Genomic DNA, 26,472 nt, shown 5'->3' with positions numbered 1-26,472 from the left:
GCTCCCTCGACGCCCGGTGCGATGGCGCGCCGGCGCCGGCATCGCGGCTAGGGTGACCCGCATGGAGCGCACGTTCGTGAAGACCGGAGGCGACCCTCGGGGCGAGGCGGCAGGGCTCCGCTGGCTCGGGGCCGCGCAGCGGGTCGGCGGGGCGCACGTCGCCGACGTGATCTCCGTCGATGAGCGGCGCCTCGAGACCGCCTGGGTCGACGAGGCGCGCCCCTCCGCAGACGCCGCGCGGGCGTTCGGCGCGGCGCTCGCCCGCACCCATGCCGCGGGCGCCGACGGATGGGGGCGCCCCGCAGACGGCTGGTCGGGGCCGGCGTGGATGGGGCGATCCCGCACGCCGCTCGTGACGGATCCCGAGGGCGCGCCGGAGACCTGGGGCGCGTTCTTCGCCGAGCACCGGATCCGGGTGTTCTCCCGGCTGCTCCGCGACGCCGGCGCGATCGACGAGGAGGAGACGGCGGTTCTCGATCGCCTCGCGGACGTGCTCGAGGGCGGATCCCTCGACGCTCCCCAGCCGCGTCTCGTCTCCGAGAGCGGACATCCCGCGGCCCGCGTGCACGGCGACATGTGGGCGGGCAACGTGCTCTACGACGGCACGGCGCGCGGCGCGACGCTCATCGACCCCATGGCGCACGGCGGCCACGCCGAGACCGATCTCGCGACGCTCGCCGTGTTCGGCTTCCCGTTCCTCGACGACGTCCTGTCCGGCTACGACGAGGCTTCGCCCCTCGCGGACGGATGGTGCGGGCGCATCGAGCTGCACCAGCTCGGGATCCTCATCATGCACGCCCACCTGTTCGGCGGCTCGTACGTACCCGCGTCGCTCGACATCGCGCGCCGGTACGTCTGACAGACCGTCAGCGGAGGCGTCGTCCGCGCACCTCGTCGGAGCAGAGGCGCCCTCCGACGCAGAACCGGCGCGTGCCGACCCGAGCGAGCCCGGACCGCTCGTAGAACGCGAGCGCCCGGGCATTCTCGTCGTTCACGCCGAGCCAGATCGCCGCGCACCCGTCGGCTCGCGCCGTCTCCTCGGCGGCGGCGAGGAGACGCGCGCCGAGACCCCCGCGGAGGCGGCGGTCGACGTAGAGCTTCGACAGATAGGCGGTGCGCTCTCCCTCCCACCCGGCGGGCGCCTCCGGGTGTGTGCCGTGCAGGCTCACGGCGTAGCCGACCGGCGTCCCGCCCTCCTCGGCGACGATCACGCGCGCGTCGGCGTCGGACAGCCAGGCCGAGAACTGCGCGGGCGAGAGGCTCTCGGCGAGGAACGCGCGGATCTCCTCCTCCGGCAGCCATGCCGGACACGCATCCGGGAACGTGCGCGCCGCGAGCGCGGAGATCGCCGTCGGATCCGCCGTGCCGGCAGCGGCTTCGCGGATGACGAGGGAATCGGGCATGGAGGCATCCTGCCACGCCGCACAGCCCGCGAGCGGCGCAGACCTGCGCGAGCGGCGCAGATATATCGAGCTCACCGCGACGCGGGTCGAGGGGCCCGGCGGGATGTTCGCCTACCTGACGGAGACCTTCGGCGATCCGGCCTTCTCCGTCGACACCCGCGACGGGATCGACGAGGCAGACGCCACGCGGCTGCCGCCCGCCGCGCACACGCACATGAGCTGGGCGTTCACGGAGCCGGGGCTGTACGAGGCGACCTTCGACGCCTCCGTCGAGGTCGACGAGGACACGCGGGTCGACTTCGCCTCGCCTGGGGCCGTGCGCTTCGCGGTCGGCATCGATTCCTGCGGCATCGAGGGGGCGGAGGACGCGGTCGGGCTCGACGGCGGCCATGCCGACCTCACGGCGAACCTCGACGCGCCCGGCGGAGCGATCGAGATCCTCTACGACGAACAGCGGGGGGAGGCGAGCACGCCCAGCAGAACCTGGATCCGGACGACGTGATCGTCTCCGTGCCGACGGCCGCTCTGCACGAGATCCCCGGCGAATCGCGCATGCGCTTCCTGGGGGAGGCGGGCGACACGGTCTACCAGCTCCCGCAGGCGGTTCTCGGCGCGCACGTGCACGGCGAGATCGACCCCCATCTGTGGCACGACGTGCACAACGCGCAGGCGTACGTCGAGATCATCCGCGACACGGTCACCCGGCTGGATCCCGCTCACGCGTCCGAATATGCGGCGAACGCCGACGCCTATCTGCTCGAGCTCGAGAAGCTCCTTCCTTCAGAACCGCAACTTCGATCCGCCCTCCCTGCTGTGGGACAGCGCGGATCCCGAGCCGCAGGACATCTGGGCGGAGGCGAACACGCACGTCCACGCAAACTGGGCGCTCACGGAGCCGGGCGTCTACGGCGTCGACGTCGAGCTGACCGCAGAGCTCGCGAGCGGTGAGACGGCGAGCGACCGGGACGTCCTGCAGATCGCCGTGGGAGACGAGACCGACCCGCAGACCGCCTTCGGGGCGTTCGCCGTACCGGACGCCGGCGCCGCGGGCGACGAGGAGATCGGGGCCGCGGGATCCGAGGCGTCCGAGGGAGCGGCGAGCGATCCGATCCCGACCGGCGTCCTGGTCGCCGGAGGCGCCGCGGTCGTCGTGATCGCGGGGGCCGTGTGGGCCGTGCTGCGCTCTCGCCGGGCGCGTCGGCTGGCCGACGAGCCCGCGCCGCGCGAGGGAGACGACGCATGACGCTGCTCGATGTGCGCGACCTGTCCGTGGACCTCGGAGGGCGCACCGTGCTCGACGGGGTCGACCTCGCGATCGACGCGGGCGAGTTCGTCGGCCTCGTCGGCCCGAACGGGGCGGGGAAGACGACCCTGCTCCGCTCGATCCTCGGTCTCGTCCCGATCTTCGCGGGGGAGGTGCGCGTGGGCGGATCCGCGACGCGCTCCGCGCGGCGGACCATCGGGTACGTCCCGCAGCGTCTCGAATTCGCGTGGGATTTCCCCATCAGCGTCGAGGAGGTGGTGCTGTCGGGCCGCACACGGTCGGCGGGATGGCTCCGCCGCCCCGGCGTGCGCGACTGGCGCGCGGTGCGGGAGGCCCTCGAGCGCGTCCGGCTCGCCGACCTGCGTCGACGTCCCGTCGGGGAGCTCTCGGGCGGTCAGAGGCAGCGGGTCCTCGTGGCGCGCGCTCTCGCGCTGAACCCGCGCCTGCTCCTCCTCGACGAGCCGTTCACCGGGCTCGACATCCCCATGCAGGAGCTCCTCATGGATCTGTTCTCTGAGCTGTCCGATGAGGGCGCCGCTCTGCTCATGACCACGCACGATCTCGTCGGCGCCGTGCACGGGTGCTCCCGCCTCGCGCTCATCAACCGGAGGGTCGTGGCGGACGGGCCGCCCGAGGCGCTCGCCGACGACGATCTCTGGCGGCGCACCTTCGGATTCCGCGAGGGCTCTCCTCTCCTGACGCAGATCGGAGCCCGCTGATGCTCTCGCCGCTCGACTTCCTCGCCGACCTCTCGAACCCGCTGCTCTCCTTCCTGCCGAAGGCGCTCCTCATCGCCGTGATGTCCTCCGTCGTCTGCGGCGTGATCGGCACGTACGTGGTGCTGCGCGGCATGGCGTTCATCGGCGACGCCGTGGCCCACGCCGTCTTCCCCGGCCTCAGCATCGCCTTCGTGCTGCAGGGGTCGCGCTCGTCCTCGGCGGGATGGTCGCGGGCATCGCCACGGCCGTGCTCGTGGCGGTGTTCTCGCAGGACAGGCGGCTGAAGGAGGACAGCGTCATCGGCACCTTCTTCGTGGCCGCCTTCGCGCTCGGCATCGTGGTGATCTCGCGGGCGCCCGGATACTCGGGCTCCCTGCAGAGCTTCCTCTTCGGGTCGATCACCGGCATCCCCGACGAGGACGTCGTCACGGTGTCCGTGGCCGGCGCCCTCCTGCTCATCGGCGTGCTCCTGTTCCACAAGGAGATCGTCGCCGTGAGCCCGACCGCGAGATGGCGCGCTCGATCGGGCTGCCCGTCTTCTGGATCGACCTCGGCCTCTACGTGATGGTGACGGTCGCGGTCGTGATCTCGGTGCAGACGATCGGCAACATCCTCGTCCTCGCGCTCCTCGTGGTGCCGGCCGCCACCGCGCGGCTGCTGACGGACCGCCTTCCCGTCATGATGGCGCTCGCGCCCGCGCTCGGCGCGGTCTCGACGTTCGTCGGCCTCTACCTCTCCTGGGCCATCGACCTGCCGACCGGCGGCACCATCGTGCTGACCGCGACGGCGCTGTTCCTCGCCGCCTGGCTCGGGGCGCCCCAGCACGGCGTGGCGGGGCGGATCCGCCGATCCTCCCGGCGTCGCCCCGCGTCCGCCCCGCGCGTCGGGCCCCTCAGCCCCGCGGCGTCGTCGTGATGTCGATCAGCTGGGTCAGCAGCGTCCCGAGCTCGTTCTCGCGGCGCGGGGAGGCCTCCACCTCCGCGCCCTCGAACTCCGAGGCGGTGTCGAACGCGACCTGGGCGCGCACGTCGAACATGTGGAAGTTGGCGACGATCTGACGCCAGTGCTCGACCGCGCGGATCCCTCCGGCCGCGCCGTACGAGACGAAGGCGACGGGCTTGCGCACCCACTCGACGCCGATGCTGTCGATCGCGTTCTTGAACGCGCCGGGCACGCTGTGGTTGTACTCCGGGGTCACGAACACGAACGCGTCGCACGCGCCGATCGCGTCTGCCCACCGGCTCACGGCGGGGGAGTCGTACTCGCCCTTCGCGGCCATCGGGACGACGGGGGAGGAGAGGAGGGGGAGGTCGAACTCCCTCAGGTCGATCAGCGCGACCTCCGCGCCGTCCCTCTGGCGGGCGCGCTCGAGGACCCAGCGCGCGACGGACTCGCCCTTCCGTCCATCTCGAACCGATCCGATGATGATGCCGATCCTCATGCCGTCACCTCGATGCTCTCTCCCGCGTCCAGCGGGTGGAATGTCCCTCCGTGCTCCTCGGTCGCCCACGCGAGGCGCTCCCGATGCATGCGGAGGCCGATCTCCGACAGCGTCGCATCGTGCGTGCCGAACGCGCGGCGAGGACGCGCCGCGAGCACGAAGTCCATCGCCTCGCCGATCTTGAGCCACGGCGCTCCGATCGGCGCGGCGAGCAGGGCGACCTCGGCGTCCCCCGGCAGCGCGTACGAGTCGCCCGGGTAGTACAGGGCGTCGTTCACGAGCACCCCGAGGTTGTCGATGATCGGGATCGAGGAGTGGATCTCGCTGTGCGCTCCGCCGAAGAAGCGCAGCCGGAAGACCCCGGCGGAGACCTCGTCGCCGGGCGCGACGACCGTCATGGGCACCGGCGCCGCCTCCGCGGTCGCGGTGGTCGTGAGCATCCGGGCGTCGGGGAACCTCTCGGCGAGCTCCGTCAGATGGCGGGGGTCGGCGTGGTCGGGGTGCTCGTGCGTGACCACGACGGCGGTGACGTCGCCGAGGTCGCCGAGCGACGGCGCGAAGCCGCCGGGGTCGATCACGAGGGTCTCCCCGCCCTGGCGGACGGAGAGGAGGGCGTGCTCATGCTTGGTGACGCGCATGATCCGAGCATGCCACCGAGCGAGGGCTTCCGCTCGGCCCCGAAAAGGAATATGGTTCGGAGCGAGCAGGACACGCCCGGGTGACACGCTGAGGCCGCTCGATTTTGCCGTGCCCGCCGATCCGATGTACATTTATCGAGTTGCCCCGGAAGGGGAAGCGGAAAACAGAACAGAGCACATGCGGCCCCATCGTATAGCGGCCTAGTACGCTGGCCTCTCACGCCGGTAACGCGGGTTCGAATCCCGCTGGGGTCACCGCAGAGAAGAAGCCCGGATCACACGATCCGGGCTTCTTCGTCTTCCGGGATCGTGCCCTACACTGAGTGACGCGAGAGGGAGTATCCCGTTCCCGCGAACCCCGTCACCACGAGCACCATCGAAGCGGCTCCGGGGTCGCGCCGCGCATCGCGCGGGGGAGAGACTTTCGAGGTCATCCCATACCCCGAAAGGCATCCGTTGGACATCCCCGTCTGGTTCGAGGTCGGCTCGCTCGTCGTCCTCACCCTCATCCTCCTCGCGGACCTCGCGCTCATCCTGAAGCGCCCGCACATCCCCTCCACCCGCGAATCCGCGCTGTGGGTCGGCTTCTACGTCACGCTGGCCCTGATCTTCGCGGTCGTGCTGTGGATGATGGGCGACGCCGAGCACGCCGTGCAGTTCGTGAGCGGCTGGCTCACGGAGTACAGCCTCTCGATCGACAACCTCTTCGTGTTCGTGCTCATCATGGGCCAGTTCGCGGTGCCGAGGAAGTACCAGCAGGAGGTGCTGATGGTGGGCATCATCATCGCGCTCATCCTGCGCGCCGCGTTCATCCTGCTCGGGGCGGCGCTCATCGAGAATTTCAGCTGGATCTTCTACATCTTCGGCGCGTTCCTCGTCTACACCGCGGCCAAGCAGGTGTTCGAGCGCGAGGGCGACGGCGACGCGCAGAAGGAGACGTTCATCGTCCGCGTCCTGCGCCGGTTCATCCCGATCCACGACGAGTACGACGGGGCGAAGCTGCGCACCGTGGTCAACGGGCGCAAGATGCTCACCCCGATGATCATCGTGTTCGTGTCCATCGGCGTCACCGACCTCGTGTTCGCGATCGACTCGATCCCCGCCATCTTCGGCATCACGCAGGAGCCGTTCCTCGTGTTCGCGGCGAACCTCTTCGCGCTGATGGGCCTGCGCCAGCTCTACTTCCTGCTCGGCGACCTTCTCGATCGCCTGCGCTACCTGAAGTACGGCGTCGCGTTCATCCTCGCGTTCATCGGGGCGAAGCTCTTCTTCCACGCCCTCCACGTCAACGAGGTGCCGTTCATCAACGGCGGCGAGCACGTCGGCTGGGCGCCCGAGATCAGCAACTGGACCTCGCTCGGCGTGATCGTCGCGTCGATCGTCGTGTCGACGGTCGCGAGCCTCATCGCCAACAGCGCGCAGAAGAAGCGCGAGGCGTCCTCCGACATCGAGGGCTGACGCGCTCTGCGCATCCTGCTCAGGCCCGGTCGCCCGCGTGCGGCCGGGCCTGAGCATTCTGCTACGATTTCCCTCGTGCGGTGCGTTCGACTCCTCCTTAGCAGCCGCGACGGGGCCCGTTTCTGAAGGCCTCCCCGTCGCGGAGTCAGTCGATGGCCGACAATCCACGACGTGAAGGAACAGGAACACGAATGACCTCCGACGCTCGCATCCCGGAGCACCCCCGCACACTGGCCGAGAAGCTGTGGGACGACCACGTCGTCGTCCGCGGCGAGGACGGCCAGCCCGACCTCCTCTACATCGACCTGCACCTCATCCACGAGGTCACGAGCCCGCAGGCGTTCGACGGGCTGCGCGCCGAGGACCGGCCGCTGCGCCGCGTCGACCTGACGATCGGCACGGAGGACCACAACACGCCGACGCTCGCGATCGACAAGCCGATCGCCGACCTGACGAGCCGCACGCAGGTCGACACCCTGCGCAGGAACGCCGAGGAGTTCGGCGTGCGCCTGCACTCGCTGGGCGACAAGGAGCAGGGCATCGTGCACGTCATGGGGCCCCAGCTGGGCCTGACGATGCCGGGCCTCACGGTCGTGTGCGGCGACAGCCACACCTCGACGCACGGCGCGTTCGGCGCGCTCGCCTTCGGCATCGGCACGAGCGAGGTCGAGCACGTCATGGCGACGCAGACCCTGCCGCTCAAGCCGTTCAAGACCATGGCCATCACCGTGGAGGGCGAGCTGAAGCCCGGCGTGACCGCGAAGGACATCATCCTCGCGGTCATCGCGAAGATCGGCACGGGCGGCGGACAGGGGTACGTCCTCGAGTACCGCGGCAGCGCGATCAGGGCCCTCTCGATGGAGGGGCGCATGACGATCTGCAACATGTCGATCGAGGCCGGCGCGCGGGCCGGCATGGTCGCGCCCGACGAGACGACGTTCGCGTACGTGAAGGGCCGCGACCACGCGCCGACGGGCCGGGACTGGGATGACGCCGTCGCCTACTGGAAGACGCTGCCGACCGACGAGGGCGCCGTCTTCGACGCCGAGGTGTTCATCGACGCCGACGAGCTCGAGCCGTTCGTCACCTGGGGCACGAACCCCGGTCAGGGCGTGTCGCTCAGCGAGGCGGTTCCCGCGCCGGAGTCGTTCTCCGACCCGAACGCGCGGGCCGCCGCGGAGCGCGCCTACGAGTACATGGACCTCGAGCCCGGCACCCCCATGAAGGACATCGCGGTCGACGCGGTCTTCATGGGCTCCTGCACGAACAGCCGCATCGAGGATCTCCGCGCCTTCGCCTCGATCATCCAGGGGCGCAGGAAGGCCGACGGCGTGCGCGTCATGGTCGTCCCGGGATCCGCTCGAGTGCGGCTCGAGGCCGAGGCCGAGGGCATCGACAAGATCGTCGAGGAGTTCGGCGGGGAGTGGCGATTCGCCGGCTGCTCGATGTGCCTCGGCATGAATCCCGATCAGCTCGCCCCGGGCGAGCGGTGCGCGTCGACGAGCAACCGCAACTTCGAGGGGCGACAGGGCAAGGGAGGGCGCACGCACCTCGTGTCCCCCCTGGTCGCCGCGGCGACCGCCGTGCGCGGCACGCTGTCGAGCCCGTCCGACCTCGAGCCCATCGACGAGCCCGCGCTGAGCGGAGCGGAGGCCTGATCATGCAGAAGTTCGACACCCACACCGGCATCGCCGCGCCCCTGAAGCGCTCGAACGTCGACACCGACCAGATCATCCCCGCCGTCTACCTCAAGCGGGTCACGAAGACCGGCTTCGAGGACGCGCTGTTCTCGTCCTGGCGGCAGAACGACGACTTCGTCCTCAACCAGCCCGCCTTCCAGGGTGCCTCCGTGCTCGTCGCCGGCCCCGACTTCGGCACGGGGTCCAGCCGCGAGCACGCCGTCTGGGCCCTGCGCGACTTCGGGTTCCGCGTCGTCCTCAGCCCGCGCTTCGCCGACATCTTCCGGGGCAACTCGGGCAAGCAGGGGCTCGTCACGGGCGTCATCGAGGAGGCCGACCTGGAGCGCATCTGGGCGGCGATCGACGCCGATCCCGGACGCGAGATGACGGTGGATCTCGTCACGCGCACCGCGCAGATCGCGGACTTCACCGTTCCCTTCCAGATCGACGATTACACTAGGTGGCGGCTCCTCGAAGGGCTCGACGACATCGGGCTCACGCTGCGCAACGAGCAGGAGATCGCGCAGTTCGAGGCCCGCCGCGCATCGTGGCGGCCGCGGACCCTTCCGGTTCCGTGAGCCTCGTCCGTCCCGCACGGGGACGGGCGACACGCCTGGAAGGTAAGTGAGGCTCCACAGGAATGACGCTCGTAGGCAGTGCACAGGCAGGGTCCTCGCGGAAGAACGGCGACGTCCTCGAGATCCGCGGCGGTCGTCCACTGAAGGGCCAGGTCGACGTCAAGGGGGCCAAGAACCTCGCGACGAAGGCGATGGTCGCATCGCTGCTGGGCGAGACGCCCTCGACGCTGCGCGACGTCCCCGAGATCCGCGACGTGGAGGTCGTCCGCTCGCTGCTCGAGGTGCACGGCGTGACGGTCGCGGAGGGGGAGGAGCCGGGCTCGCTCGTGCTCGACCCCGCCGGCGCGAAGTCGGCGAACTTCGAGGAGATCGACGCCCACGCCGGCTCGAGCCGCATCCCGATCCTGTTCTGCGGCCCGCTCCTGCACCTCCTCGGCCAGGCGTTCATCCCGGATCTCGGCGGATGCCGCATCGGCGACCGCCCGATCGACTTCCACCTCGACGCGCTGCGGCGCTTCGGCGCGGTCGTCGACAAGCAGCCGAGCGGCATCCGCCTCTCGGCGCCCGACGGGCTGCACGGCGCGGACATCGAGCTGCCGTACCCGAGCGTGGGCGCGACGGAGCAGGTGCTCCTCACCGCCGTCCGCGCGCGGGGCGTCACCGAGCTCCGGAACGCGGCGATCGAGCCCGAGATCATGGATCTCATCGGCGTGCTGCAGAAGATGGGCGCGATCATCTCCTACGAGCCGAACCGCGTCATCTTCATCGAGGGCGTCGAGGAGCTGCACGGCTACGACCACCGCAGCCTGTTCGACCGCAACGAGGCCGCCTCCTGGGCGTGCGCCGCCCTCGCGACCGACGGCGAGATCTTCGTCAAGGGCGCCCGCCAGTACGAGATGCTCACCTTCCTCAACGTCTTCCGCAAGGCGGGCGGATCGTTCGACGTGACCGACGACGGCATCTACTTCCGTCGCGCCGCCACGCCACTCAAGCCCGTGATGGTCGAGACCGACGTGCACCCCGGCTTCATGACCGACTGGCAGCAGCCGCTCATCGTCGCGCTCACGCAGGCCGACGGGGTCTCGATCGTGCACGAGACGGTCTACGAGAACCGCCTCGGCTTCACCCACGCGCTCAACCAGATGGGCGCCGACATCGTCGTGCACCCGAAGGGCCTCGACGGGGCGTACCGTCGCGTCGCCCGCCGCGAGCTCGAGCAGGCCGCCGTCATCACCGGCCCGACCCCGCTGCACGGCGCGGAGATCGTCGTCCCCGACCTGCGCGGCGGCTACGCGTACGTCATCGCGGCCCTCGCGGCCGAGGGGACCTCGCGCGTGTCGAACGTGGGCATCATCCGTCGCGGCTACGAGAAGTTCTTCGACAAGCTCACCGCCCTCGGCGCTGATTTCGACGTCGTAGGCTGAGCGCCGTGAAGGCTTCGCGGGAGAAGACCCGACCGAGCCTCTTCTGGCTCCTCGCGGCGATCGTCGTGCCCCTCGTGGGGTGGTTCGCGAAGATCCGCATCCGCGGGGCCGAGAAGCTGCCCCGCGAGGGCGCCTACGTGCTCGCTCCCAACCACCACAGCGAGATCGACCCGCTCATCACGGCGGTCGCGACGTGGCGGATGGGGCGCGCGCCGCGGTTCATGGCGAAGGAGAGCCTCTTCCGGATCCCGGTGCTCGGGCACGCGATGCGCGCGACCGGGATGATCCCCGTGTCCCGCACGGGGCGCGGATCCACGGGCGCTCCGCAGGCGATGCAGCAGGCGACCGAGCTCGTCGAGAACCAGCGCGGCGTGATCGTCTACCCGGAGGGCACGCTGACCCGCGACCCCGACTTCTGGCCGATGCGCGGGAAGTCGGGCGCGGTGCGCCTCGCGCTGGCGGGCGACATCCCCCTCATCCCCGTCGCGCACTGGGGCGAGCAGGCGTTCATGCCCCGATACGGCAGGCTGCGTCCCTTCCCGCCGCGCCGTCCCGTGACGGTGCTCGTGGGCGATCCGGTCGACCTGTCGGATCTGCACGGACGCGAGCACGAGAAGGGCGTGCTCGCGGAGGCCAGCGATCGCCTGATGAACGCCATCGCCGACCTGCTCGGCGAGATCCGCGGCGAGGAGCCTCCCGCGGAGCGCTGGAACCCCTCGGATCACGGACAGTCGGAGACCGGACGGATATGAGCGTGCGCGCAGCAGTTCTCGGAGCGGGCAGCTGGGGGACGACCTTCGGCAAGATCCTCGCCGACGGCGGCGCCGAGGTGACCATGTGGGCGCGGCGACCGGAGCTCGCGCAGGAGATCGACCGGGCCAAGCGCAACTCTCAGTACCTGCCCGGCGTCAACCTCCCGCGCAGCATGCGGGCGACCGCCTCGCTCGAGCAGGCGATCGCCGGCGCCGACCAGATCTTCGTCTCGGTGCCGAGCAAGTCGGCGCGGCAGACGCTCAAGCAGGTGCGTCCTCTCGTCGAGCACGGCGACGCGCCGATCGTGAGCCTCATGAAGGGCGTCGAGAAGCGCTCCGGCATGCGCATGAGCCAGGTCATCGCGGAGGCGCTCGGCTGCGATCCCGATCGGATCGCCGTGGCGAGCGGCCCCAACCTCGCGCTCGAGATCGCGCGCGAGCAGCCGACCGCGGCCGTCATGTCGTCGACGAGCGCCGAGACCGCCGCCGAGGTCGCGCGAGCCGCGTCCAACCGCTACTTCCGCACGTTCGTCAACACCGACGTGCCCGGCACCGAGTTCGGCGGCGTGCTCAAGAACCTCATCGCCGTGGCGATCGGCATCGTCGACGGCGTCGGCTACGGCGAGAACACGAAGGCGTCGATCATCACCCGCGGCCTGGTCGAGATGACCGACTTCGCGGTCGCCTACGGCGCGCAGCCCGAGACGATGCAGGGGCTCGCCGGCCTCGGCGACCTCATCGCGACGTGCCAGTCTCCGCTGAGCCGCAACAACACCGCCGGCCGCCTGCTGGGCCAGGGGTACACCCTCGACGACGTCGTCTCCCACATGGAGCAGACGGCCGAGGGGCTGAACTCGGTCGCGCCGATCCTCGCCCTCGCCCACGCGAAGGGGGTCGAGATGCCGATCGTCGAGCAGGTGAAGATGGTCCTCGACGGCACGATGTCTCCGCGGGAGATCGCCCCGCACCTCACGACAGACGACGACACTCCCCAGGAGGAGACGCAGTATGGCAGCAACGACCGTGGCGGTGCTCTTCGGCGGGCGATCGAGCGAGCACTCGATCTCCTCCGCGACGGCGGGGGGCGTGCTGGGCGCGATTGATCGCGACCTGTTCCGCGTGATCCCCGTCGGCGTCACCCGCGACGGCGTCTTCGTCCTCGAGGAGGACGACCCCGAGCGCTTCCGCCTCGACGGCGAGCGCCTGCCCGAGGTCGTCGACAACGGCACGCGGGTGCTGTGGCCGATGCCCGGAGAGGGCCGCGAGCTGCGTGTGCGGCGCGCGGACGGAGCCGTCGAGAGCCTCGGGGCGCTCGACGCGGTGCTGCCGATCCTCCACGGCCTCCACGGCGAGGACGGCACGATGCAGGGGTTCCTCGACATCCTCGAGATCCCCTACGCGGGCGGCGGCGTGCTCGACTCGGCCCTCTGCATGGACAAGCACTTCATGAAGGTCGCCCTCGAGGCGAAGGGCATCGCCGTCGCTCCGTGGGCGACCGTCCAGGGATCGCGCTGGGCCGATGACGAGGAGGGCGTGCGCGCCGACGTCGATGCGCTCGGCTACCCGGTGTTCGTCAAGCCGGCGCGGGCGGGATCGAGCGTCGGCGTCGCGAAGGCGCACGACGCGTCCGAGCTCGCCGAGGCGATGCGCATCGCGCTGGCGGAGGACGACAAGGTGCTCGTCGAGCGCGGCATCGAGGGGCGCGAGATCGAGGTGGCGGTGCTCGAGGGACGCTCCGGCGGCGCGACCCGCGCTTCGCTGCCCGGCGAGATCGTCCTCACCACCCGCGAGTTCTACGACTTCGAGGGCAAGTACCTCGGCGGAGACGGCGCGGACGTCGTGTGCCCCGCCGACCTGACGGAGGACGAGACGAGGCGGATCCGCGAGGTCGGCGCCCGCGCCTTCGACGCGGTGGACGGCCGGGGCCTCGCGCGCGTCGACGTGTTCCTCACCGCGGAGGGCGACATCGTCGTCAACGAGCTCAACACGATGCCCGGGTTCACGCCCATCTCGATGTACCCGAAGTGCTGGGTCGCATCGGGGCTGAGCTACGCCGACCTCATCACCGAGCTGATCGAGCTCGGCATCGCCCGCACCGCCGGGGCGTCAGGACGCTGACGGGTCGGGCTCGAGCTCGTCGGCGTCGACGCACGCGCCGCCCGTCTGCGGCAGCTGCTGAGCCGACGAGGACAGGGCCTGCAGCACGTCGTTGCTGCTGAGGGCCTCGGTGTCCACCGAGACGCGCGCGGCGGGGCTGCGGCCGTAGGTCGTCATGACGAGGCGGGGGAAGCGCTCGTCGTCGACGATCCAGTCGACGCCGCCGATCGTGACGCACTGGAGCGTCGTCGGCCCCGGCGGCTCGAGACCGCACGTGAACACGACCTCGGAGTCGTCGCCCCACGCGGCGGTCGCCTGGGCGTCGGTCCAGCGCCGCGGCACGTCGCCCAGGGCGTCCGGCAGGCGCACGCTCACGTCGGCGCAGGACGGGTCGTTCGCGTGCTCCGCGGGGGTCAGGTGCACCGTGGGCGCCGCGCAGCCGCTGAGCACGGCGGCGAGGAGCAGGAGGCCGGCGGCGAGCGGTCGACGTGTCACAGCCCTCACCCTAATCGGGCGGTCTCCGCGGAACCCCGGCGTCGCCTGAGCGGCCTCTAGGCTGGAGGGATGCAGGTGACCACGGTCGGATCGCTCAGCGAGGGCGAGATCCTCAGGCGGATCCAGGAGCGCACGGGGCGCGCGGCGGCGGAGATCCTCGGCCCCGGAGACGACGCGGCGGTGATCGCCACGAGCGGGGCCGTCGTCGCCACGACGGACACCCTCGTCGACGGCCCCGACTTCCGCACCCCGTGGACGAGCGGGTACGACCTCGGGTGGAAGGCCGCGGCCGTCAACCTCGCCGACGTCGCGGCCATGGGCGCGCGGCCCACGAGCCTCCTCGTCGCCCTCGCGATGCCGAACGACACCGACATCGTGTTCGTGGAGCGCCTCGCCGACGGCCTCCGCGAGGCGTGCGAGGCGCTCGCGCCCGGATGCGCGGTCGTCGGGGGAGACCTCACCCAGTCGGCTGTGCTGACGGTCGCCGTGACCGCCCTCGGCGATCTCGACGGGAGACCCGCCGTTACGCGCGCAGGCGCCAGGGCCGGAGACGTCGTCGCGCTGGCGGGCGAGATGGGCCTCGCCGGGCGCGGCCTCGCGCTGCTCTTCGAGCGCTTCCGCGACGGTCGCGGCGCGCCCGTGCCCGTGGACTCCGAGGCGCTGACGGACGAGGAGCGGCGGGCCGTGCGGATGCAGCTGCGGCCCGAGCCCCCGATCGGCCTCGGGACTCTCGCGGGCGTCGCGGGCGCGACGGCGATGATGGACGTCTCCGACGGGCTCGCGCTCGACGCGCGCCGTCTCGCGCGGGCGTCCGAGGTCACGATCGACCTCGACGCCGCCGCGCTCGGCGCGGATCCCGAGGGCGCGCTCGAAGGGGGAGAGGACCACGCGCTGCTCGCGACCTTCCCCGAGGCGACGCTCCCTCCCGGCTTCCGCGCGATCGGACGCGTCGTGGAGCGCGGGGACGCGCCGCTCGCGGTCGACGGCGCCGCGTACGCCGGACGCGGGGGCTGGGACCCCTATCGCGACTGGGACGGATCCGGCTCGGCGCGCTGAGCGGGCTCGCCCCACCACACGCTCGTGTCGCCGTAGGCGCGATCCCTGAACGGCGCCAGGCCCGCCTCCGCCCAGCGCGGCGCGCCCGACCGGGTCGCCCGCTCGACGATCACGAGCGCGTCGGCGGAGAGACGCGGCGTCAGCAGCCGCAGGGTCTCGGCGAGCTCGTCGTCCGGGAGGTCGTACGGCGGGTCGAGGAAGGCGAGGTCGTACGTGCGGGTCGCCGTGCGGAGGAACGCCGCGGCGGAGACGGCGTGCACGTGCGCGGATCCGGTCACGGCGGGGGAGACGCGGTCGGCGTTCGCGCGCGCGACGCGGGCCGCGCGGCCGTGGCGCTCGACGAGGTCGGCGACGGCGGCGCCGCGGCTGAGCGACTCGAGCCCGAGCGCGCCGGAGCCGGCGAACAGGTCGACGACCGTCGTGCCGTCGAGCATGCCCGTCGGCTCGAGCGCCTGGAACAGCGATTCCCGCACGCGGTCGCTCGTCGGCCGGGTGCCGGCGGAGGGGACGTCGAGCCGGATCCCTCCGGCCGCGCCCGCGATGATCCTCGTCACCCCTTCACCCTACGCGGGCCGTCGGCGCGCGCCGCGGGGCGTCCCCGGGCGCATCGAAACTATGATCGAATGCATGACCCTCTCGCTCGACGATGCGCTCGCGGACGCCGTGGGCACGGCACCCGCGAAGAGCCTCGACCGCGCGTTCGGGATGAAGACGGTCGGCGACCTGCTTGCGCACTACCCGCGGCGGTACGCCAAGCGCGGCGACCTCACGCCGATCCTCGAGCTGCCGGTGGGGGAGACCGCGACGATCGTCGCGGAGGTCAGGCGGGTGCAGGCGCGGCCCATGCGCCAGCGACGGGGGACGCTCCTCGAGGTCGTCATCGGCGACGGCGTCGGCGAGATGAGCCTCACGTTCTTCGGCCAGGCGTGGCGCGAGAAGGAGCTGCAGCCCGGGAGGCGCGGCGTGTTCTCGGGGAAGGTCGGCGAGTACCGCGGCGCCCTGCAGTTCTCCCACCCCGACTACCAGCTCTTCGACGACGAGGACGAGGCGCGCGAGAGCGCCGAGAGCTATGCGGAGCGCCCGCTGCCGCTCTACCCCGCGACGGGCAAGACGCCCACGTGGCAGATCCAGAAGCTCATCGGCGCCGTGCTCGACGACCTCGGCGACGTGCCGGATCCGCTGCCCGCGGATCTCCGGAGCGCGCAGCGCCTGCTGCCCGCCCGGAAGGCGCTGCTGCTCGTGCATCGTCCCGAGACCGAGGCGGACGTCCGCGCCGCGCGCCGCACGCTCCGCATGCACGAGGCGCTCGTGATGCAGACGGCGCTGCTGCAGCAGCGCCTGTCCGTCCGCGCGCTGGCCGCCACGAGCCGGCCGGCCGCGCCGGGCGGGCTGCTCGAGCGCTTCGACGACGCGATGCCGTTCGAGCTCACGCCCGACCAGCGGGACGTCGGGGCGCGCATCGCCTCCGACCTCGAGGCCGAGGTGCCCATGAACCGCCTCGTGCAGGGCGAGGTCGGCTCCGGCAAGACCCTCGTCGCGCTGCGCGCCATGCTGCAGGTCGCCGAGTCCGGCGGGCAGGCGGCGCTCATCGCGCCCACCGAGGTGCTCGCGGCCCAGCACCTGCGCTCGATCGCGAAGATGCTCGGCCCCGACCTGTCGGCGGAGCTGATGCCCACGCTGCTGACCGGCCAGATGTCGGCCCCCGAGCGACGGCGGGCAGCTCTGCGGGTCGCGGCCGGCCAGGCGCGGATCGTGGTGGGCACGCACGCCCTGCTCAGCGACAAGACGACCTTCGCCGACCTCGGTCTCGTGGTGGTCGACGAGCAGCACCGCTTCGGCGTAGAGCAGCGGGAGACCCTGCGCGCCAAGGGATCCAACCCCCACGTGCTCGTGCTCACGGCCACGCCGATCCCGCGCACCGTCGCCATGACCGTCTTCGGAGACCTCGACGTGTCGACGATCCGCACGATGCCGAAGGGCCGCGCGGGCATCGAGACGTTCGTCGCGCCGATCGCGGAGAAGCCGGGCTGGTTCGGCCGGGTCTGGGAGCGCGCCGCCGAGGAGGTCGCGAAGGGCCACCAGGTGTTCGTCGTGTGCGCGGCCATCGACACCGACCAGGAGACGCCGCAGAAGGAGCCGGGGGAGACCGACGAGATCCCGGACGACGGCGAGGAGAGGGGCCCGCGCTTCGGCGTCGTGCAGGTCGCAGACACCCTCTCCCGGCACGAGTCGACGAAGGACCTGCGCGTCGCGCCGCTGCACGGCCGCATGCCGGGCGAGGAGAAGGACCGCATCATGACGTCCTTCGCCCGCGGCGAGATCGACATGATCGTCGCGACGACCGTCATCGAGGTCGGCGTGGACGTGCCGAACGCCTCGACCATGATCATCCTCGACGCCGACCGCTTCGGCGTCTCGCAGCTGCACCAGCTGCGCGGGCGCGTGGGTCGCGGCGGCGTGCCGGGGCTCTGCCTGCTCGTCACCGAGGCGCTTCCCCTGACACCCGCCCGCGAGCGCGTCGAGGCGGTCGCCGCGACGCTCGACGGCTTCGAGCTCGCGGAGGTCGACCTGGAGCTGCGCGGCGAGGGCGACGTGCTGGGCGACGCGCAGTCGGGTGCCCGCTCGTCGCTGCGCCTGCTGCGGGTCATCAAGGACGCGCCCCTCATCCAGCAGGCGCGCGACATCGCGCAGGACATCCTCGACGACGACCCGACGCTCGAGGGTCATCCCGATCTCTCCGCCCTGATCTCGGCGCGCGTCACGACCGAGGAGCGCGCCGCGCTCCGCAAGAACTGACTCGCTACGCTGGGGCCATGAGCAACAGGATCGCCGTCGTCCCCGGCTCGTTCGATCCGCCCACGAACGGGCACCTCGACGTCATCCGCCGCGCCGCGTCGCTCTACGACCGGCTCCACGTGCTCGTGGTCCACAACCCCGACAAGCGCGGGATGCTCACGGTCGACGAGCGCATGCGCCTCCTGGAGGAGTCGATCGCCGAGGCCGGCATCGCGGGCGACATCACGATCGCCGCGTGGAGCGAGGGCCTCCTCGTCGACTATCCGCGTCAGGTGGGCGCGGGCGTCCTCGTGAAGGGGATCCGCTCGCAGGTCGACGTCGCCTACGAGACGCCGATGGCGGTCGTCAACCACCACCTCTCCGGCGTGGAGACCGTCTTCCTCCTCGCGGATCCGGCGAACTCGCTCGTGTCGAGCTCGCTCGTGCGCCAGGTGTCGAGCCTCGGCGGCGACGTCTCGCCGTACGTGCCCGGGCCCGTCGCGCGGCATCTCGCGTCCGCGCACAGCGAGAACTGAGCCGCGCCGGCCCGTCGGCCCGTACGCTGGAGGGTGTGAAGAACCGACTCTCCGGACCGTTCGTCCTGCCGGCGCGCGACATCGTCCGCAAGCCCGGCGAGATGCGCGAGCACACCCTCTCCGTTCCCCTCGCCGAGCAGTGGGGCGAGGGCATCGTGTCGATCGAGAAGGGAACCGCTCTCGACATCGAGGTCCGCCTCGAATCCGTGCACGAGGGGATCCTCGTCAGCGGATCCGTCGAGACCGTCGCGGCAGGGGTCTGCAGCCGCTGCCTGCGAGAGATCTCCCAGCCTGTCGAAGTCGAGTTCCAGGATCTTTTCGAGTACCCTGGATCCGAAACCGCTGACTTCGAGCTTCAAGACGACCACGTGGATCTTGAAACTCTGGTCAGGGACGCGATTGTCCTATCGCTTCCGTTTCAGCCGGTCTGTCGACCGGATTGCCCCGGCCTTGATCCAGCCACGGGCGATCTGCTGACCGAGAGTCCCGGCGACGCGCAGGCCCCCATCGATCCCCGGTGGGCTGCGCTCCAGAAACTCACCGAAACCGAGTCGGCGGACTGACGCCGTCCAGAGCAGAGAAGAGAGTCAGCCATGGCAGGTAACCCCCCGAAGCGCCGGGTGTCCCGCTCGAACACGCGTTCGCGTCGTTCGCAGTGGAAGACCGAGGCCCCCACGCTCGTCAAGACGGTGGAGAACGGCAAGGTCACGTACAGCCGTCCCCACCAGGCGAAGGTCGTCACCGACTCGCAGGGCACCGAGCTGTTCCTGGAGTACAAGGGCCGCAAGGTCGCTGACGCCTGATCAGCCCCTGATGACCCTGCGCATCGATGAGAGCGCGCAGGTCACGCTCACCGAGAAGCTCGGCGTCGACATCGACGCCGAGCTTCTCGGCTTGGCGCTGACGCACCGCTCCTTCGCCTACGAGAACGGCGGGATCCCCCACAACGAGCGCCTCGAGTTCCTCGGCGACTCCGTTCTGGGCCTCGCCATCACCGCGCTCCTGTACGAGCGCTACCCCGACGCGCCCGAGGGCGTCCTCGCGAAGCGCCGCGCGAGCGTCGTCTCGACCGTCGCGCTGGCCGACGTGGCCCGCACGATCGGTCTCGGCGCCCACCTCAAGCTGGGGCGCGGCGAGGAGCAGACCGGCGGCCGCGACAAGGACTCGATCCTCGCCGACGCGACCGAGGCGATCTTCGGCGCCGTGTTCCTCTCGGCCGGCCGCGCCGAGGCCGACGCGCTCGTGCTGAGGCTCGTCGCGCCGCTGCTCGACGACCCGGCCCGCTACGGCGCCGCGGTCGATCCGAAGACGAGCGTTCAGGAGCTCGCGGCCCGCCTCGGCGTGGATCCGCCCTCCTACGCGATCACGAGCGAGGGCCCCGACCACGATCGCCGCTTCACCGCCGTCGTGACGGTGGGGGATCACCACGCGTCCGGGAGCGGAACGAGCAAGAAGCAGGCCGAGATGGCGGCCGCCCTGCAGCTGTGGCGGGCGATGGATCAGGAGGGGCGTGCCTGAGCTCCCCGAGGTGGAGGTGGTGCGAGCCGGCCTCGCCCCGGCCCTCGTGGGCGCGCGCATCATCGGCGCGGAGGTGCGCGACGTCCGCGCGCTGACGCGCCACGTCGCGGGATCCGCGCGTCCGACCGCGGAGGACTTCGAGGCGCGGGCGGTGGGGCGCCGGGTCCGCGCGGCCGTGCGCCGCGGCAAGTTCCTCTGGTTCCCGTTCGACGACGGCGACGAGGCGCTCGGCGCCCACCTGGGCATGAGCGGGCAGATGCTGCTGCGGCTGCCGGGCGCGGAGGCCGAGCGGCACGAGCGCGTGCGCCTCACGGTGCGGCACCCGGAGCACGGCGAGGTCGTCGCGCTGTTCGCGGATCAGCGCACCTTCGGCTCGCTCGCGATCGATCCCCTCGTGCTGACCGCGGACGGCGCGGCGGGCGGCTGGGGAGACGAGGCGCCCCTCGTCGCGTCGCAGGCGGTGCACATCGCGCGCGATCCGCTCGACCCGGCGTTCGACGAGGTCCGATTCCGGGGGATCCTCGCCCGCCGCGCCTCCGCGATCAAGCGCGTGCTGCTCGACCAGACCGTCGCGAGCGGGATCGGCAACATCTACGCGGACGAGGCGCTGTGGGCCGCGCGGATCCATCCCGAGCACCTCTCCGCTCAGCTCTCCTCCCGCGCTGTCGGCCGGCTCCTCGACGAGGTCCGCGCCGTCCTGCAGAAGGCCCTCGCGGAGGGCGGCACGAGCTTCGACGCCCAGTACGTGAACGTGAACGGGCAGGCAGGAAGAAACACATTGAATGTCTATGGCCGACAGGGTCAGCCGTGCAAGCGCTGCGGCACCGCGATCGTACGCGAGAAGTTTATGAACCGCTCCAGCCACTTCTGCCCGGTCTGTCAGCGAAGACGCTAGGTTGAGTGGCTAGCCTCGGCGCGACCGCGAGTGCTGGGACGCGTCGCCGCTCGATTGTTCGCGAGTCAGTTCAGTCGAGGTGCCGACGCCAGAACGGATCGTCTGCCCAGTCCTCGGGGACGCCCATGCCGCGCAGGTTCATCGTGGGCCGGGTGCTGAGCAGTCCGTGGAGTCTGCGGGCCCAGCCGCTGCGCGGTGAGATCGTCTCGAGGACCGTCTGCAGGGAGACCAGGACGGGGTAGAGCCGCTTCCTGGATCGCTCCGGTAGCGCCTCGTGCCCTTCGAGCCAGGACACCGTCGAGGAGTTCGGGATCGCCGGGTAGACGCCGAGGCCGACGTTCCACAGCCGGCCGTGGTGGGCGCAGACGTTGCGGACTCGGACGTAGGTCTGCATCCATGACTCGAGCACGGGCGCTGTCAGGTCGATGCTGCGGGCGACGGCGGTCCGGTCGGCGCGCCGCTTGAGATTGCGGTACGCGCTGGTGAGCTGGCCGACGGTGAGGGTCTCGACCATGAGCCAGGAGGGCGGGAGTTCGGGGGAGCCGTAGGTGGTCAGGTAGTGCTCGAGGGCGGAGCGGTGGACGAGTGAGTCCTCGCCGGCGTCGGGAGTGCCGCGGAGCCTTTCGTCGCAGGTGTCTCGGACGATCTTCAGGAGCCCGACGTGCTTGCCGCGGTCGCGGAAGTGAGAGGCGTCCATGTACCAGTGCGCATCGCCGTAGGTGGTGGACATGTGGTCGGTCAGCGCCGCGCGCACAGCGACCTCGACCCGCTCGAGGGCGTCCATGACCACCAGGCAGAGCGTGCGGTCGAAGACATAGAGGTCGAGCACGTCGTCGAAGGACGTCCCGTCGCGCAGGAGGTGGTCCGATCCGCCTTGCTGGAAGGGGATCGTGTACGGGGAGAGGCGGTAGTAGCCGATGTGGCGCAGGTATCGGCGCGCACGGTCCCGGTCGGGGACGACCAGTCCGCGGTCGACGAGGCGGTCGACGAGGTCGTCCAGCTCCATGGGCGGCTTGTCGTAGCGCAGGGGCCCGCGCGGACGGGGCTGACGGGGAGCGTGACGCGGTTGGGGCATCGGCACTCCTCCTGGACGCGGGCAGAGAAAATCCCCCAAGTGCGCATCGTGGAGAGGCGTGGGGGATGTAGTGCCCTCAGGCTAGCACGGGCTGGCATGAGCCCGACAGGCCTTCAGTGGATGGTCGAGGCCGCTCGCCGCTCGATGAGCAGGGTATCGCGCCATCGGCCGGCGAGCGGGCCGTAGCTCATCCTCGCGATGCGCTCGCGCCGCCCGACGACCCTGAACCCGGCGCGCTCATGCAGTCTGAGGCTGGCGGTGTTCTCGGGGAAGACCGAGGACTGGATCGTCCAGACACCGGCGCGGTCAGCGAGCTCGACGAGCGCGGACATCAGGCCAGTCCCCACCCCCTGTCCGGAGGCGTGCGGTCCCACATACACGGAGTGCTCGACGACGCCCTGGTAGACGGCCCGCGCCGAGACGGGCCCGGCGGCGGCCCAGCCGAGTACGCGGTCGTCGCCGTCTGCAGCGACGATCATCAGGTCCGGGCGCTTGGCCGCGGCGAACGCGTCCCAGCTGACCGGCGGCTCGACCTCGAAGGTGGCGTGGCTGGTCGCGATGCCGGCGCGGTAGATCTCGGCGACCTGGGGCCAGTCGTCCGGCGTCATCGGCCGGATGGCCGGGGCCGCCATCAGGCGACGATGGCCTTCGCGGCGTCGACGAGGACGCCGACGGTGGGCCGGTAGTAGGCCCACTTCCCGCGCTGCTCGCGCTCGACGAGGCCGGCCTCGACGAGGAGCTTCATGTGGTGGGAGACGGTGGGCTGAGACAGGCCGACGGGCTCGGTGAGGTCGCAGACGCACATCTCACCCTCGCTGCTACCGACGATCATCGACATGAGCTTGACCCGGGTCGGGTCGCCGAGGGCCTTGAACACCCGGGCGAGGTCGTGGGCCGTGGCGTCGCCGACGACCTGGCCGGGCGCGCAGCAGGCCGCCGCGTCGGGCGCGGCGTCGATGGTGACGGGGAGGGCGTTCATGCCATCCATTCTGCCTCATGCATTGACATCTGTCGATATGTGCGTCAGGCTCGATACATCGAAGAACGTCAATGCGTGGAGGTTGGAATGGAGCCCGTCGTCGTCATCGGAGCCGGTCCGCAGGGGCTGGCCGCCGCGGCCCATCTGCTGGAGCGGGGCCTGGAGCCGCTCGTCCTGGAGTCGGGCGACGGCCCGGCCTCTGCCGTGGCCGAGTGGGGGCACGTGCGGCTGTTCTCGCAGTGGTCGGAGCTCGTCGACGCCGCGTCGCGCCGGCTGCTGGAGCCGACCGGCTGGGCAGCGCCGGAGACCGGCTACCCGACCGGGGCCGAGTGGGTCGAGGGCTACCTCGCGCCGCTGGCCGCGGCGCTGGGCGGCCGCGTCCGCTACGGGGCCCAGGTAACCGGCGTGGGCCGGAAGGGCCGCGACCTCTCCGTCGACGCCGGCCGCGCTGAGCAGCCGTTCGTCGTCCACGTCCGCAGCTCGGACGGGAGCGAGGAGCGCCTCGAGGCGTGGGCCGTGATCGACGCCTCCGGCACTTGGCGGTCTCCGAGCCCGCTCGGCGCTGACGGGCTCCCGGCCCTCGGCGAGGGCGCAGCCGCGGCCGCGGGCCTGCTGGACCACCGCACGCCGACCGCCGAGGACGCCGCAGGCCTGGCGGGCGGGCACGTCGTGGTCGTCGGCAGCGGGAGCTCGGCGACGACGGCGGTCGGGCTGCTCGCCCGCGTCGTCAAGGACGACCCGTCCACCAGGGTGACGTGGGTGCTGCGCCGCGGGGTGGTCGGCAACGCCTTCGGGGGCGGGGACGCCGACGAGCTGCCCGAGCGCGGCGCTCTGGGGCAGCGGGCGAAGAAGGCGGTGGAGGACGGGCTGGTCGACCTCGTGACCGGGTTCCGCACCGAGCGGGTCGAGGTCGAGGACGGGCGGGCGGTGCTGGTCGCCGAGGACGGGCGCAGGCTCGCGGCAGCCGACCGGGCGGTCGTGGCCACGGGCTTCCGCCCGGACCTGTCGTTCCTCTCCGAAGTGCGCCTCGACCTGGACGTGCGGCTGCAGGCACCGGCGAAGGTCTCCGCCGAGGTGGATCCGAACGTCCATTCCTGCGGATCGGTCCGCGCCACCGGCGCGGCCGACCTGGCGCATCCGGAGCCTGGCTTCTACATCGTCGGCGCGAAGTCCTACGGCCGGGCCCCGACATTCTTGGCCCTGACCGGGTTCGAGCAGGTCCGCAGCGTCGCCGCCGAGCTCGCGGGCGACCACGAGGCCGCCGCTCGGGTGGACCTCGTTCTACCTGACACCGGGGTGTGCGGCGGGTCGGGCCTGTTCGACGCGCCAGAGGAGGGCTCGTCGGGCGGGTGCTGCTCGCCTACGCCGCAGCTGGTCCAGCTGGGCACCCGGAGCGCGGGGTGAGCCGCGGCCGCCTGCTCGTCGTCGGCGGCGGGCAGGCGGGCCTGGCCGCTGCCCGGGCCGGGCGGGAACGCGGCTGGGAGCCGGTCGTGCTCGAGGCCGGCGAGGAGCCGGTCGGGTCGTGGCCGCGCTACTACGACAGCCTGCGCCTGTTCTCGCCGCGCCGGTTCAGCGGGTTCCCCGGCTTCCCGTTCGTCGGCGATCCGGACGACTACCCGGGCAGGGACGAGGTCGCGCGGCACCTGCGCGGGTACGCCGAGTGGCTGGGTGTCGAGGTCCGCACCGGGGCCCGGGTCGTCGACGTGCGCGCCGAGGGCTCTGGGTTCACGGCGGAGCTGACAGACGGCGGCGCGATCGCCGGGGACGCCCTGATCGCGGCCTCGGGCTCGTTCGCCAACCCCTGCGTCCCGACGATCCCTGGGCGGGACAGGTACGAGGGACGGGTGCTGCACGTGGCCGGCTACCGCTCGCCCGAGGAGTTCGCCGGTCAGCGGGTCGTGGTCGTCGGAGCGGGCAACTCCGCCGTGCAGGTTGCCCATGAGCTTGCCGAGCACGCGCGGACCTCGCTGGCCGTGCGGGACAGGGTCCGGTTCGCGCCGCAGGTCGTCGCGGGCAGGGACCTGCACTGGTGGCTCAGGGCCACCCGGGCCGATCTCCTCCCGCCCGCCGTGCTTGCCCGGCTCGTCACCGGCACACCGGTCATCGACACGGGCAAGTACCGGCGCGCGATCGACGAGGGCCGTCCCGACCGACGGCCCATGTTCACCGCGTTCACTGAGGACGGCGTCGCGTGGCCCGACGGCGCATGGGAGCGCGTGGACGCGGTGGTCTTCGCGACCGGCTACCGGCCGCACCTGCGGTACCTGGGCTCGCTCGGCGTCCTCGACGAGGCAGGGACGCCCAGGCACGATCGCGGCGTGTCGGCGGTCCGTCCAGGGCTGGGGTTCCTCGGCCTGGAGTTCCAGCGCTCGTTCTCCTCGAACACCCTGCGCGGGGTCCACCGCGACGCCGGCCACGTCCTCGATGCCCTCAGCAGGCAGCCGCGGGGCGTCGTCGTTGGCTGAGCAGGCGACGAGGCCGACCCTGGGCGCGGTGCTGGCCGCGCTGTGCGCGACCGAGATCGTGTCCTGGGGCCTGCTCTACTACGCCTTCCCGGTGCTCGCGCCGCGGATCAGCGCCGACACCGGATGGCCACCTGCGGCCGTGACGGCCGCGTTCTCGGCCGCCCTGGTCGTGTCGGCCCTGGCCGGCGTGCTGGTCGGCCGCGTCATCGACCGGCGAGGGCCGCGCCTGGTCATGACGACGGGCTCGGTGCTCGGCGTCGCCGCCCTCGTGGTGGTCGCCACCGCCCCGGGCCTGCCCGTCTTCGTGGCCGGTTGGGTCCTCGCCGGGGCTGCGATGGCCGGGGTGCTCTACCCGCCGGCGTTCGCGGCGATCACCGGCTGGTTCGACGCTCGTCGGCTGGGCGCGCTGGCGACGCTCACGCTGGTCGCCGGACTGGCCAGCACCGTGTTCGCGCCGCTGACCGCGGCCGCGGGCAAGCACCTGGGCTGGCACGGGGCATACCTGTGGGCGGCGGCCGTGCTGGCCGTCCTCACGGTCCCGGTCCACTGGTTCCTGCTCCGCCGCCCGTGGCCGGCGAGGCAGCATGCCGCCGAGCCAGCCGCCGACAGGGCCTACGCCGCTCGCGTCGTGCGCAGCGGTCGGTTCCGGCTGCTCGCGGCGGGCCTGACGATGGCCTCGCTGGCGATGTACACGAGCCTGCTCGCGCTGGTGCCGCTCATGCTCGAGCGCGGCCTCGGCACCGGGACGGCGGCCTGGGTGCTCGGCCTCGGCGGCGTCGGGCAGGTGGCCGGACGGCTCGTCTACACCGCGCTGGGCGACCGCTTCTCGCTCACGGCGCGCACCGCGGCGGTGTTCGCTGTCGTCGCCGGGAGCACGCTCGCCCTCGCCGTGGTCCCCGGGCCCGTCGGGCTGCTGATCGCCGCGTCGATGGCCGCCGGCGTCGGACGGGGCGTCGCGACCCTGCTGCAGGCGACGGCGATCACCGACCGCTGGGGGCCGCGCGCCTACGGCCGCCTCTCCGGCGTCGTCGGGCTCCCGGCCCTGCTGGCCGCCGCCATCGCCCCGTTCGCGGGGACCGTCCTGGCCCACGCCGTCGGCGGCTACGCGAGCGCGTTCGCCGTGCTGGCAGCGCTGGCCGGCGTCGGCGCGGCGCTCATGGTCGCCAGTGCGCGCACGGGCTCCCCGCGCCAGGCGGAAGCAGCGCCGTCGCGGGCGGCCTGACCT

At 71.9% G+C, this 26,472-nt stretch carries 32 protein-coding genes, 1 tRNA gene and 1 pseudogene; 26 read left to right on the top strand and 8 right to left on the bottom strand.

Annotated elements, in window-relative coordinates; translation table 11 throughout:
- Positions 1–61 precede the first annotated feature (61 nt).
- The gene (locus tag NHL53_RS04035; RefSeq protein ID WP_433775403.1) at positions 62–859 is read left to right on the top strand and encodes a fructosamine kinase family protein; all 798 of its coding nucleotides are present in this window, start codon (positions 62–64) and stop codon (positions 857–859) included.
- A 7-nt stretch (positions 860–866) separates the two neighbouring features.
- On the opposite strand, the gene NHL53_RS04030 is transcribed toward NHL53_RS04035, so the two are convergent.
- Positions 867–1,403 (bottom strand): N-acetyltransferase family protein, encoded by a 537-nt coding sequence (locus NHL53_RS04030; protein ID WP_433775401.1) that lies wholly within the window; start codon positions 1,401–1,403, stop codon positions 867–869.
- On the opposite strand from NHL53_RS04030, the gene NHL53_RS04025 reads away from it, so the two are divergent.
- From NHL53_RS04025 to NHL53_RS03995, 7 genes and pseudogenes are all read left to right on the top strand, one after another.
- Complete coding sequence (locus tag NHL53_RS04025) at positions 1,402–1,905, top strand: choice-of-anchor M domain-containing protein (RefSeq protein ID WP_433775399.1); 504 nt, start codon at positions 1,402–1,404, stop codon at positions 1,903–1,905. The two genes, NHL53_RS04030 and NHL53_RS04025, sit on opposite strands and share 2 nt — an antisense overlap.
- 50 nt (positions 1,906–1,955) lie before the next feature.
- Positions 1,956–2,117: pseudogene (locus NHL53_RS04020) on the top strand (metal ABC transporter solute-binding protein, Zn/Mn family); the annotation flags it as partial.
- 16 nt (positions 2,118–2,133) lie between these two features.
- A complete protein-coding gene (locus NHL53_RS04015) occupies positions 2,134–2,646 on the top strand; it encodes a choice-of-anchor M domain-containing protein (protein ID WP_433775397.1) in 513 nt (170 codons plus the stop codon).
- Positions 2,643–3,386, top strand: coding sequence for an anchored repeat-type ABC transporter ATP-binding subunit (locus NHL53_RS04010; RefSeq protein ID WP_433775395.1), 744 nt, complete (start codon positions 2,643–2,645; stop codon positions 3,384–3,386). Before NHL53_RS04015 ends, NHL53_RS04010 begins: the two co-directional genes overlap by 4 nt.
- Complete coding sequence (locus NHL53_RS04005; RefSeq protein WP_433775393.1) at positions 3,386–3,670, top strand: metal ABC transporter permease; 285 nt, start codon at positions 3,386–3,388, stop codon at positions 3,668–3,670. The genes NHL53_RS04010 and NHL53_RS04005 overlap by 1 nt, the downstream gene beginning before the upstream one ends.
- Positions 3,610–3,951 (top strand): metal ABC transporter permease, encoded by a 342-nt coding sequence (locus NHL53_RS04000; RefSeq protein WP_433775391.1) that lies wholly within the window; start codon positions 3,610–3,612, stop codon positions 3,949–3,951. Before NHL53_RS04005 ends, NHL53_RS04000 begins: the two co-directional genes overlap by 61 nt.
- Complete coding sequence (locus NHL53_RS03995) at positions 3,897–4,301, top strand: metal ABC transporter permease (protein ID WP_433775389.1); 405 nt, start codon at positions 3,897–3,899, stop codon at positions 4,299–4,301. Before NHL53_RS04000 ends, NHL53_RS03995 begins: the two co-directional genes overlap by 55 nt.
- Here the strand turns inward: NHL53_RS03995 and NHL53_RS03990 are convergent.
- Positions 4,279–4,827: an NADPH-dependent FMN reductase gene (locus tag NHL53_RS03990; protein WP_433775387.1), complete on the bottom strand. Its 549-nt coding sequence runs from the start codon at positions 4,825–4,827 to the stop codon at positions 4,279–4,281. The genes NHL53_RS03995 and NHL53_RS03990 overlap by 23 nt on opposite strands.
- Entirely contained in the window at positions 4,824–5,465 is a 642-nt protein-coding gene (locus NHL53_RS03985) for an MBL fold metallo-hydrolase (RefSeq protein WP_433775385.1), read from the bottom strand. The genes NHL53_RS03990 and NHL53_RS03985 overlap by 4 nt, the downstream gene beginning before the upstream one ends.
- Positions 5,466–5,647: 182 nt before the next feature.
- Here NHL53_RS03985 and NHL53_RS03980 point away from each other — a divergent pair.
- From NHL53_RS03980 to NHL53_RS03945, 8 genes are all read left to right on the top strand, one after another.
- Positions 5,648–5,720, top strand: a tRNA-Glu gene (locus NHL53_RS03980).
- Between the two features lie 201 nt (positions 5,721–5,921).
- The gene (locus NHL53_RS03975) at positions 5,922–6,923 is read left to right on the top strand and encodes a TerC family protein (RefSeq protein ID WP_433775383.1); all 1,002 of its coding nucleotides are present in this window, start codon (positions 5,922–5,924) and stop codon (positions 6,921–6,923) included.
- Positions 6,924–7,114: 191 nt separating this feature from the next.
- A complete protein-coding gene (gene leuC / locus NHL53_RS03970) occupies positions 7,115–8,581 on the top strand; it encodes a 3-isopropylmalate dehydratase large subunit (protein ID WP_433775381.1) in 1,467 nt (488 codons plus the stop codon).
- 2 nt (positions 8,582–8,583) lie between these two features.
- Positions 8,584–9,180 (top strand): 3-isopropylmalate dehydratase small subunit, encoded by a 597-nt coding sequence (gene leuD, locus NHL53_RS03965; protein WP_433775379.1) that lies wholly within the window; start codon positions 8,584–8,586, stop codon positions 9,178–9,180.
- Between the two features lie 62 nt (positions 9,181–9,242).
- Entirely contained in the window at positions 9,243–10,604 is a 1,362-nt protein-coding gene (gene murA / locus NHL53_RS03960; RefSeq protein ID WP_433775377.1) for a UDP-N-acetylglucosamine 1-carboxyvinyltransferase, read from the top strand.
- Positions 10,601–11,356 (top strand): lysophospholipid acyltransferase family protein, encoded by a 756-nt coding sequence (locus tag NHL53_RS03955; protein WP_433775600.1) that lies wholly within the window; start codon positions 10,601–10,603, stop codon positions 11,354–11,356. Before murA ends, NHL53_RS03955 begins: the two co-directional genes overlap by 4 nt.
- Positions 11,353–12,459: an NAD(P)H-dependent glycerol-3-phosphate dehydrogenase gene (locus tag NHL53_RS03950; protein ID WP_433775375.1), complete on the top strand. Its 1,107-nt coding sequence runs from the start codon at positions 11,353–11,355 to the stop codon at positions 12,457–12,459. Before NHL53_RS03955 ends, NHL53_RS03950 begins: the two co-directional genes overlap by 4 nt.
- The gene (locus NHL53_RS03945; RefSeq protein ID WP_433775373.1) at positions 12,365–13,474 is read left to right on the top strand and encodes a D-alanine--D-alanine ligase family protein; all 1,110 of its coding nucleotides are present in this window, start codon (positions 12,365–12,367) and stop codon (positions 13,472–13,474) included. Before NHL53_RS03950 ends, NHL53_RS03945 begins: the two co-directional genes overlap by 95 nt.
- Here NHL53_RS03945 and NHL53_RS03940 read toward each other — a convergent pair.
- A complete protein-coding gene (locus NHL53_RS03940; RefSeq protein WP_433775371.1) occupies positions 13,463–13,948 on the bottom strand; it encodes a DUF3515 family protein in 486 nt (161 codons plus the stop codon). The genes NHL53_RS03945 and NHL53_RS03940 overlap by 12 nt on opposite strands.
- 69 nt (positions 13,949–14,017) lie before the next feature.
- Between NHL53_RS03940 and thiL the strand changes: the two genes are divergently transcribed.
- Entirely contained in the window at positions 14,018–15,004 is a 987-nt protein-coding gene (gene thiL, locus NHL53_RS03935; RefSeq protein ID WP_433775369.1) for a thiamine-phosphate kinase, read from the top strand.
- On the opposite strand, the gene NHL53_RS03930 is transcribed toward thiL, so the two are convergent.
- Complete coding sequence (locus tag NHL53_RS03930) at positions 14,968–15,558, bottom strand: RsmD family RNA methyltransferase (protein ID WP_433775368.1); 591 nt, start codon at positions 15,556–15,558, stop codon at positions 14,968–14,970. The two genes, thiL and NHL53_RS03930, sit on opposite strands and share 37 nt — an antisense overlap.
- 73 nt (positions 15,559–15,631) lie before the next feature.
- Between NHL53_RS03930 and NHL53_RS03925 the strand changes: the two genes are divergently transcribed.
- The 6 genes from NHL53_RS03925 to mutM all read left to right on the top strand — a co-directional run bounded on the left by NHL53_RS03925 (position 15,632) and on the right by mutM (position 20,728).
- Positions 15,632–17,800, top strand: a complete 2,169-nt coding sequence (locus NHL53_RS03925) for an ATP-dependent DNA helicase RecG (protein ID WP_433775366.1) — start codon at positions 15,632–15,634, stop codon at positions 17,798–17,800.
- A gap of 17 nt (positions 17,801–17,817) precedes the next feature.
- Positions 17,818–18,315 carry a pantetheine-phosphate adenylyltransferase gene (gene coaD, locus NHL53_RS03920; RefSeq protein ID WP_433775364.1) on the top strand — a complete coding sequence of 166 codons (498 nt, stop codon included), beginning with the start codon at positions 17,818–17,820 and terminating at the stop codon, positions 18,313–18,315.
- Between the two features lie 101 nt (positions 18,316–18,416).
- Entirely contained in the window at positions 18,417–18,878 is a 462-nt protein-coding gene (locus NHL53_RS03915) for a YceD family protein (protein WP_433775598.1), read from the top strand.
- 30 nt (positions 18,879–18,908) lie between these two features.
- Entirely contained in the window at positions 18,909–19,118 is a 210-nt protein-coding gene (gene rpmF / locus NHL53_RS03910) for a 50S ribosomal protein L32 (protein ID WP_433775362.1), read from the top strand.
- 10 nt (positions 19,119–19,128) lie between these two features.
- Positions 19,129–19,833, top strand: a complete 705-nt coding sequence (rnc, locus tag NHL53_RS03905; protein ID WP_433775360.1) for a ribonuclease III — start codon at positions 19,129–19,131, stop codon at positions 19,831–19,833.
- Entirely contained in the window at positions 19,826–20,728 is a 903-nt protein-coding gene (gene mutM, locus NHL53_RS03900) for a bifunctional DNA-formamidopyrimidine glycosylase/DNA-(apurinic or apyrimidinic site) lyase (RefSeq protein WP_433775358.1), read from the top strand. Before rnc ends, mutM begins: the two co-directional genes overlap by 8 nt.
- A gap of 70 nt (positions 20,729–20,798) precedes the next feature.
- Here the strand turns inward: mutM and NHL53_RS03895 are convergent, their stop codons facing one another.
- From NHL53_RS03895 to NHL53_RS03885, 3 genes are all read right to left on the bottom strand, one after another.
- Positions 20,799–21,803: an Abi family protein gene (locus tag NHL53_RS03895; RefSeq protein WP_433775356.1), complete on the bottom strand. Its 1,005-nt coding sequence runs from the start codon at positions 21,801–21,803 to the stop codon at positions 20,799–20,801.
- A gap of 113 nt (positions 21,804–21,916) precedes the next feature.
- On the bottom strand, positions 21,917–22,435 hold the full coding sequence (locus NHL53_RS03890; protein WP_433775354.1) for an N-acetyltransferase family protein: 519 nt from the start codon (positions 22,433–22,435) through the stop codon (positions 21,917–21,919).
- Positions 22,435–22,782, bottom strand: a complete 348-nt coding sequence (locus tag NHL53_RS03885; protein WP_433775353.1) for an ArsR/SmtB family transcription factor — start codon at positions 22,780–22,782, stop codon at positions 22,435–22,437. Before NHL53_RS03885 ends, NHL53_RS03890 begins: the two co-directional genes overlap by 1 nt.
- 87 nt (positions 22,783–22,869) lie before the next feature.
- On the opposite strand from NHL53_RS03885, the gene NHL53_RS03880 reads away from it, so the two are divergent.
- From NHL53_RS03880 to NHL53_RS03870, 3 genes are read left to right on the top strand one after another with little or no spacing between them, the layout of a single operon-like run.
- Positions 22,870–24,186, top strand: a complete 1,317-nt coding sequence (locus NHL53_RS03880; RefSeq protein WP_433775351.1) for an NAD(P)-binding domain-containing protein — start codon at positions 22,870–22,872, stop codon at positions 24,184–24,186.
- Complete coding sequence (locus NHL53_RS03875; protein ID WP_433775349.1) at positions 24,183–25,247, top strand: flavin-containing monooxygenase; 1,065 nt, start codon at positions 24,183–24,185, stop codon at positions 25,245–25,247. The genes NHL53_RS03880 and NHL53_RS03875 overlap by 4 nt, the downstream gene beginning before the upstream one ends.
- Entirely contained in the window at positions 25,240–26,469 is a 1,230-nt protein-coding gene (locus tag NHL53_RS03870) for an MFS transporter (RefSeq protein WP_433775347.1), read from the top strand. The genes NHL53_RS03875 and NHL53_RS03870 overlap by 8 nt, the downstream gene beginning before the upstream one ends.
- The last annotated feature ends 3 nt before the right edge of the window (positions 26,470–26,472 follow it).

The organism is Microbacterium sp. gxy059, assembly GCF_050958665.1.
Lineage (GTDB): Bacteria > Actinomycetota > Actinomycetes > Actinomycetales > Microbacteriaceae > Microbacterium.
The sequence above is the reverse complement of the archived record's forward strand: the minus strand, read 5'-3'. Positions and strand labels throughout refer to the sequence as shown.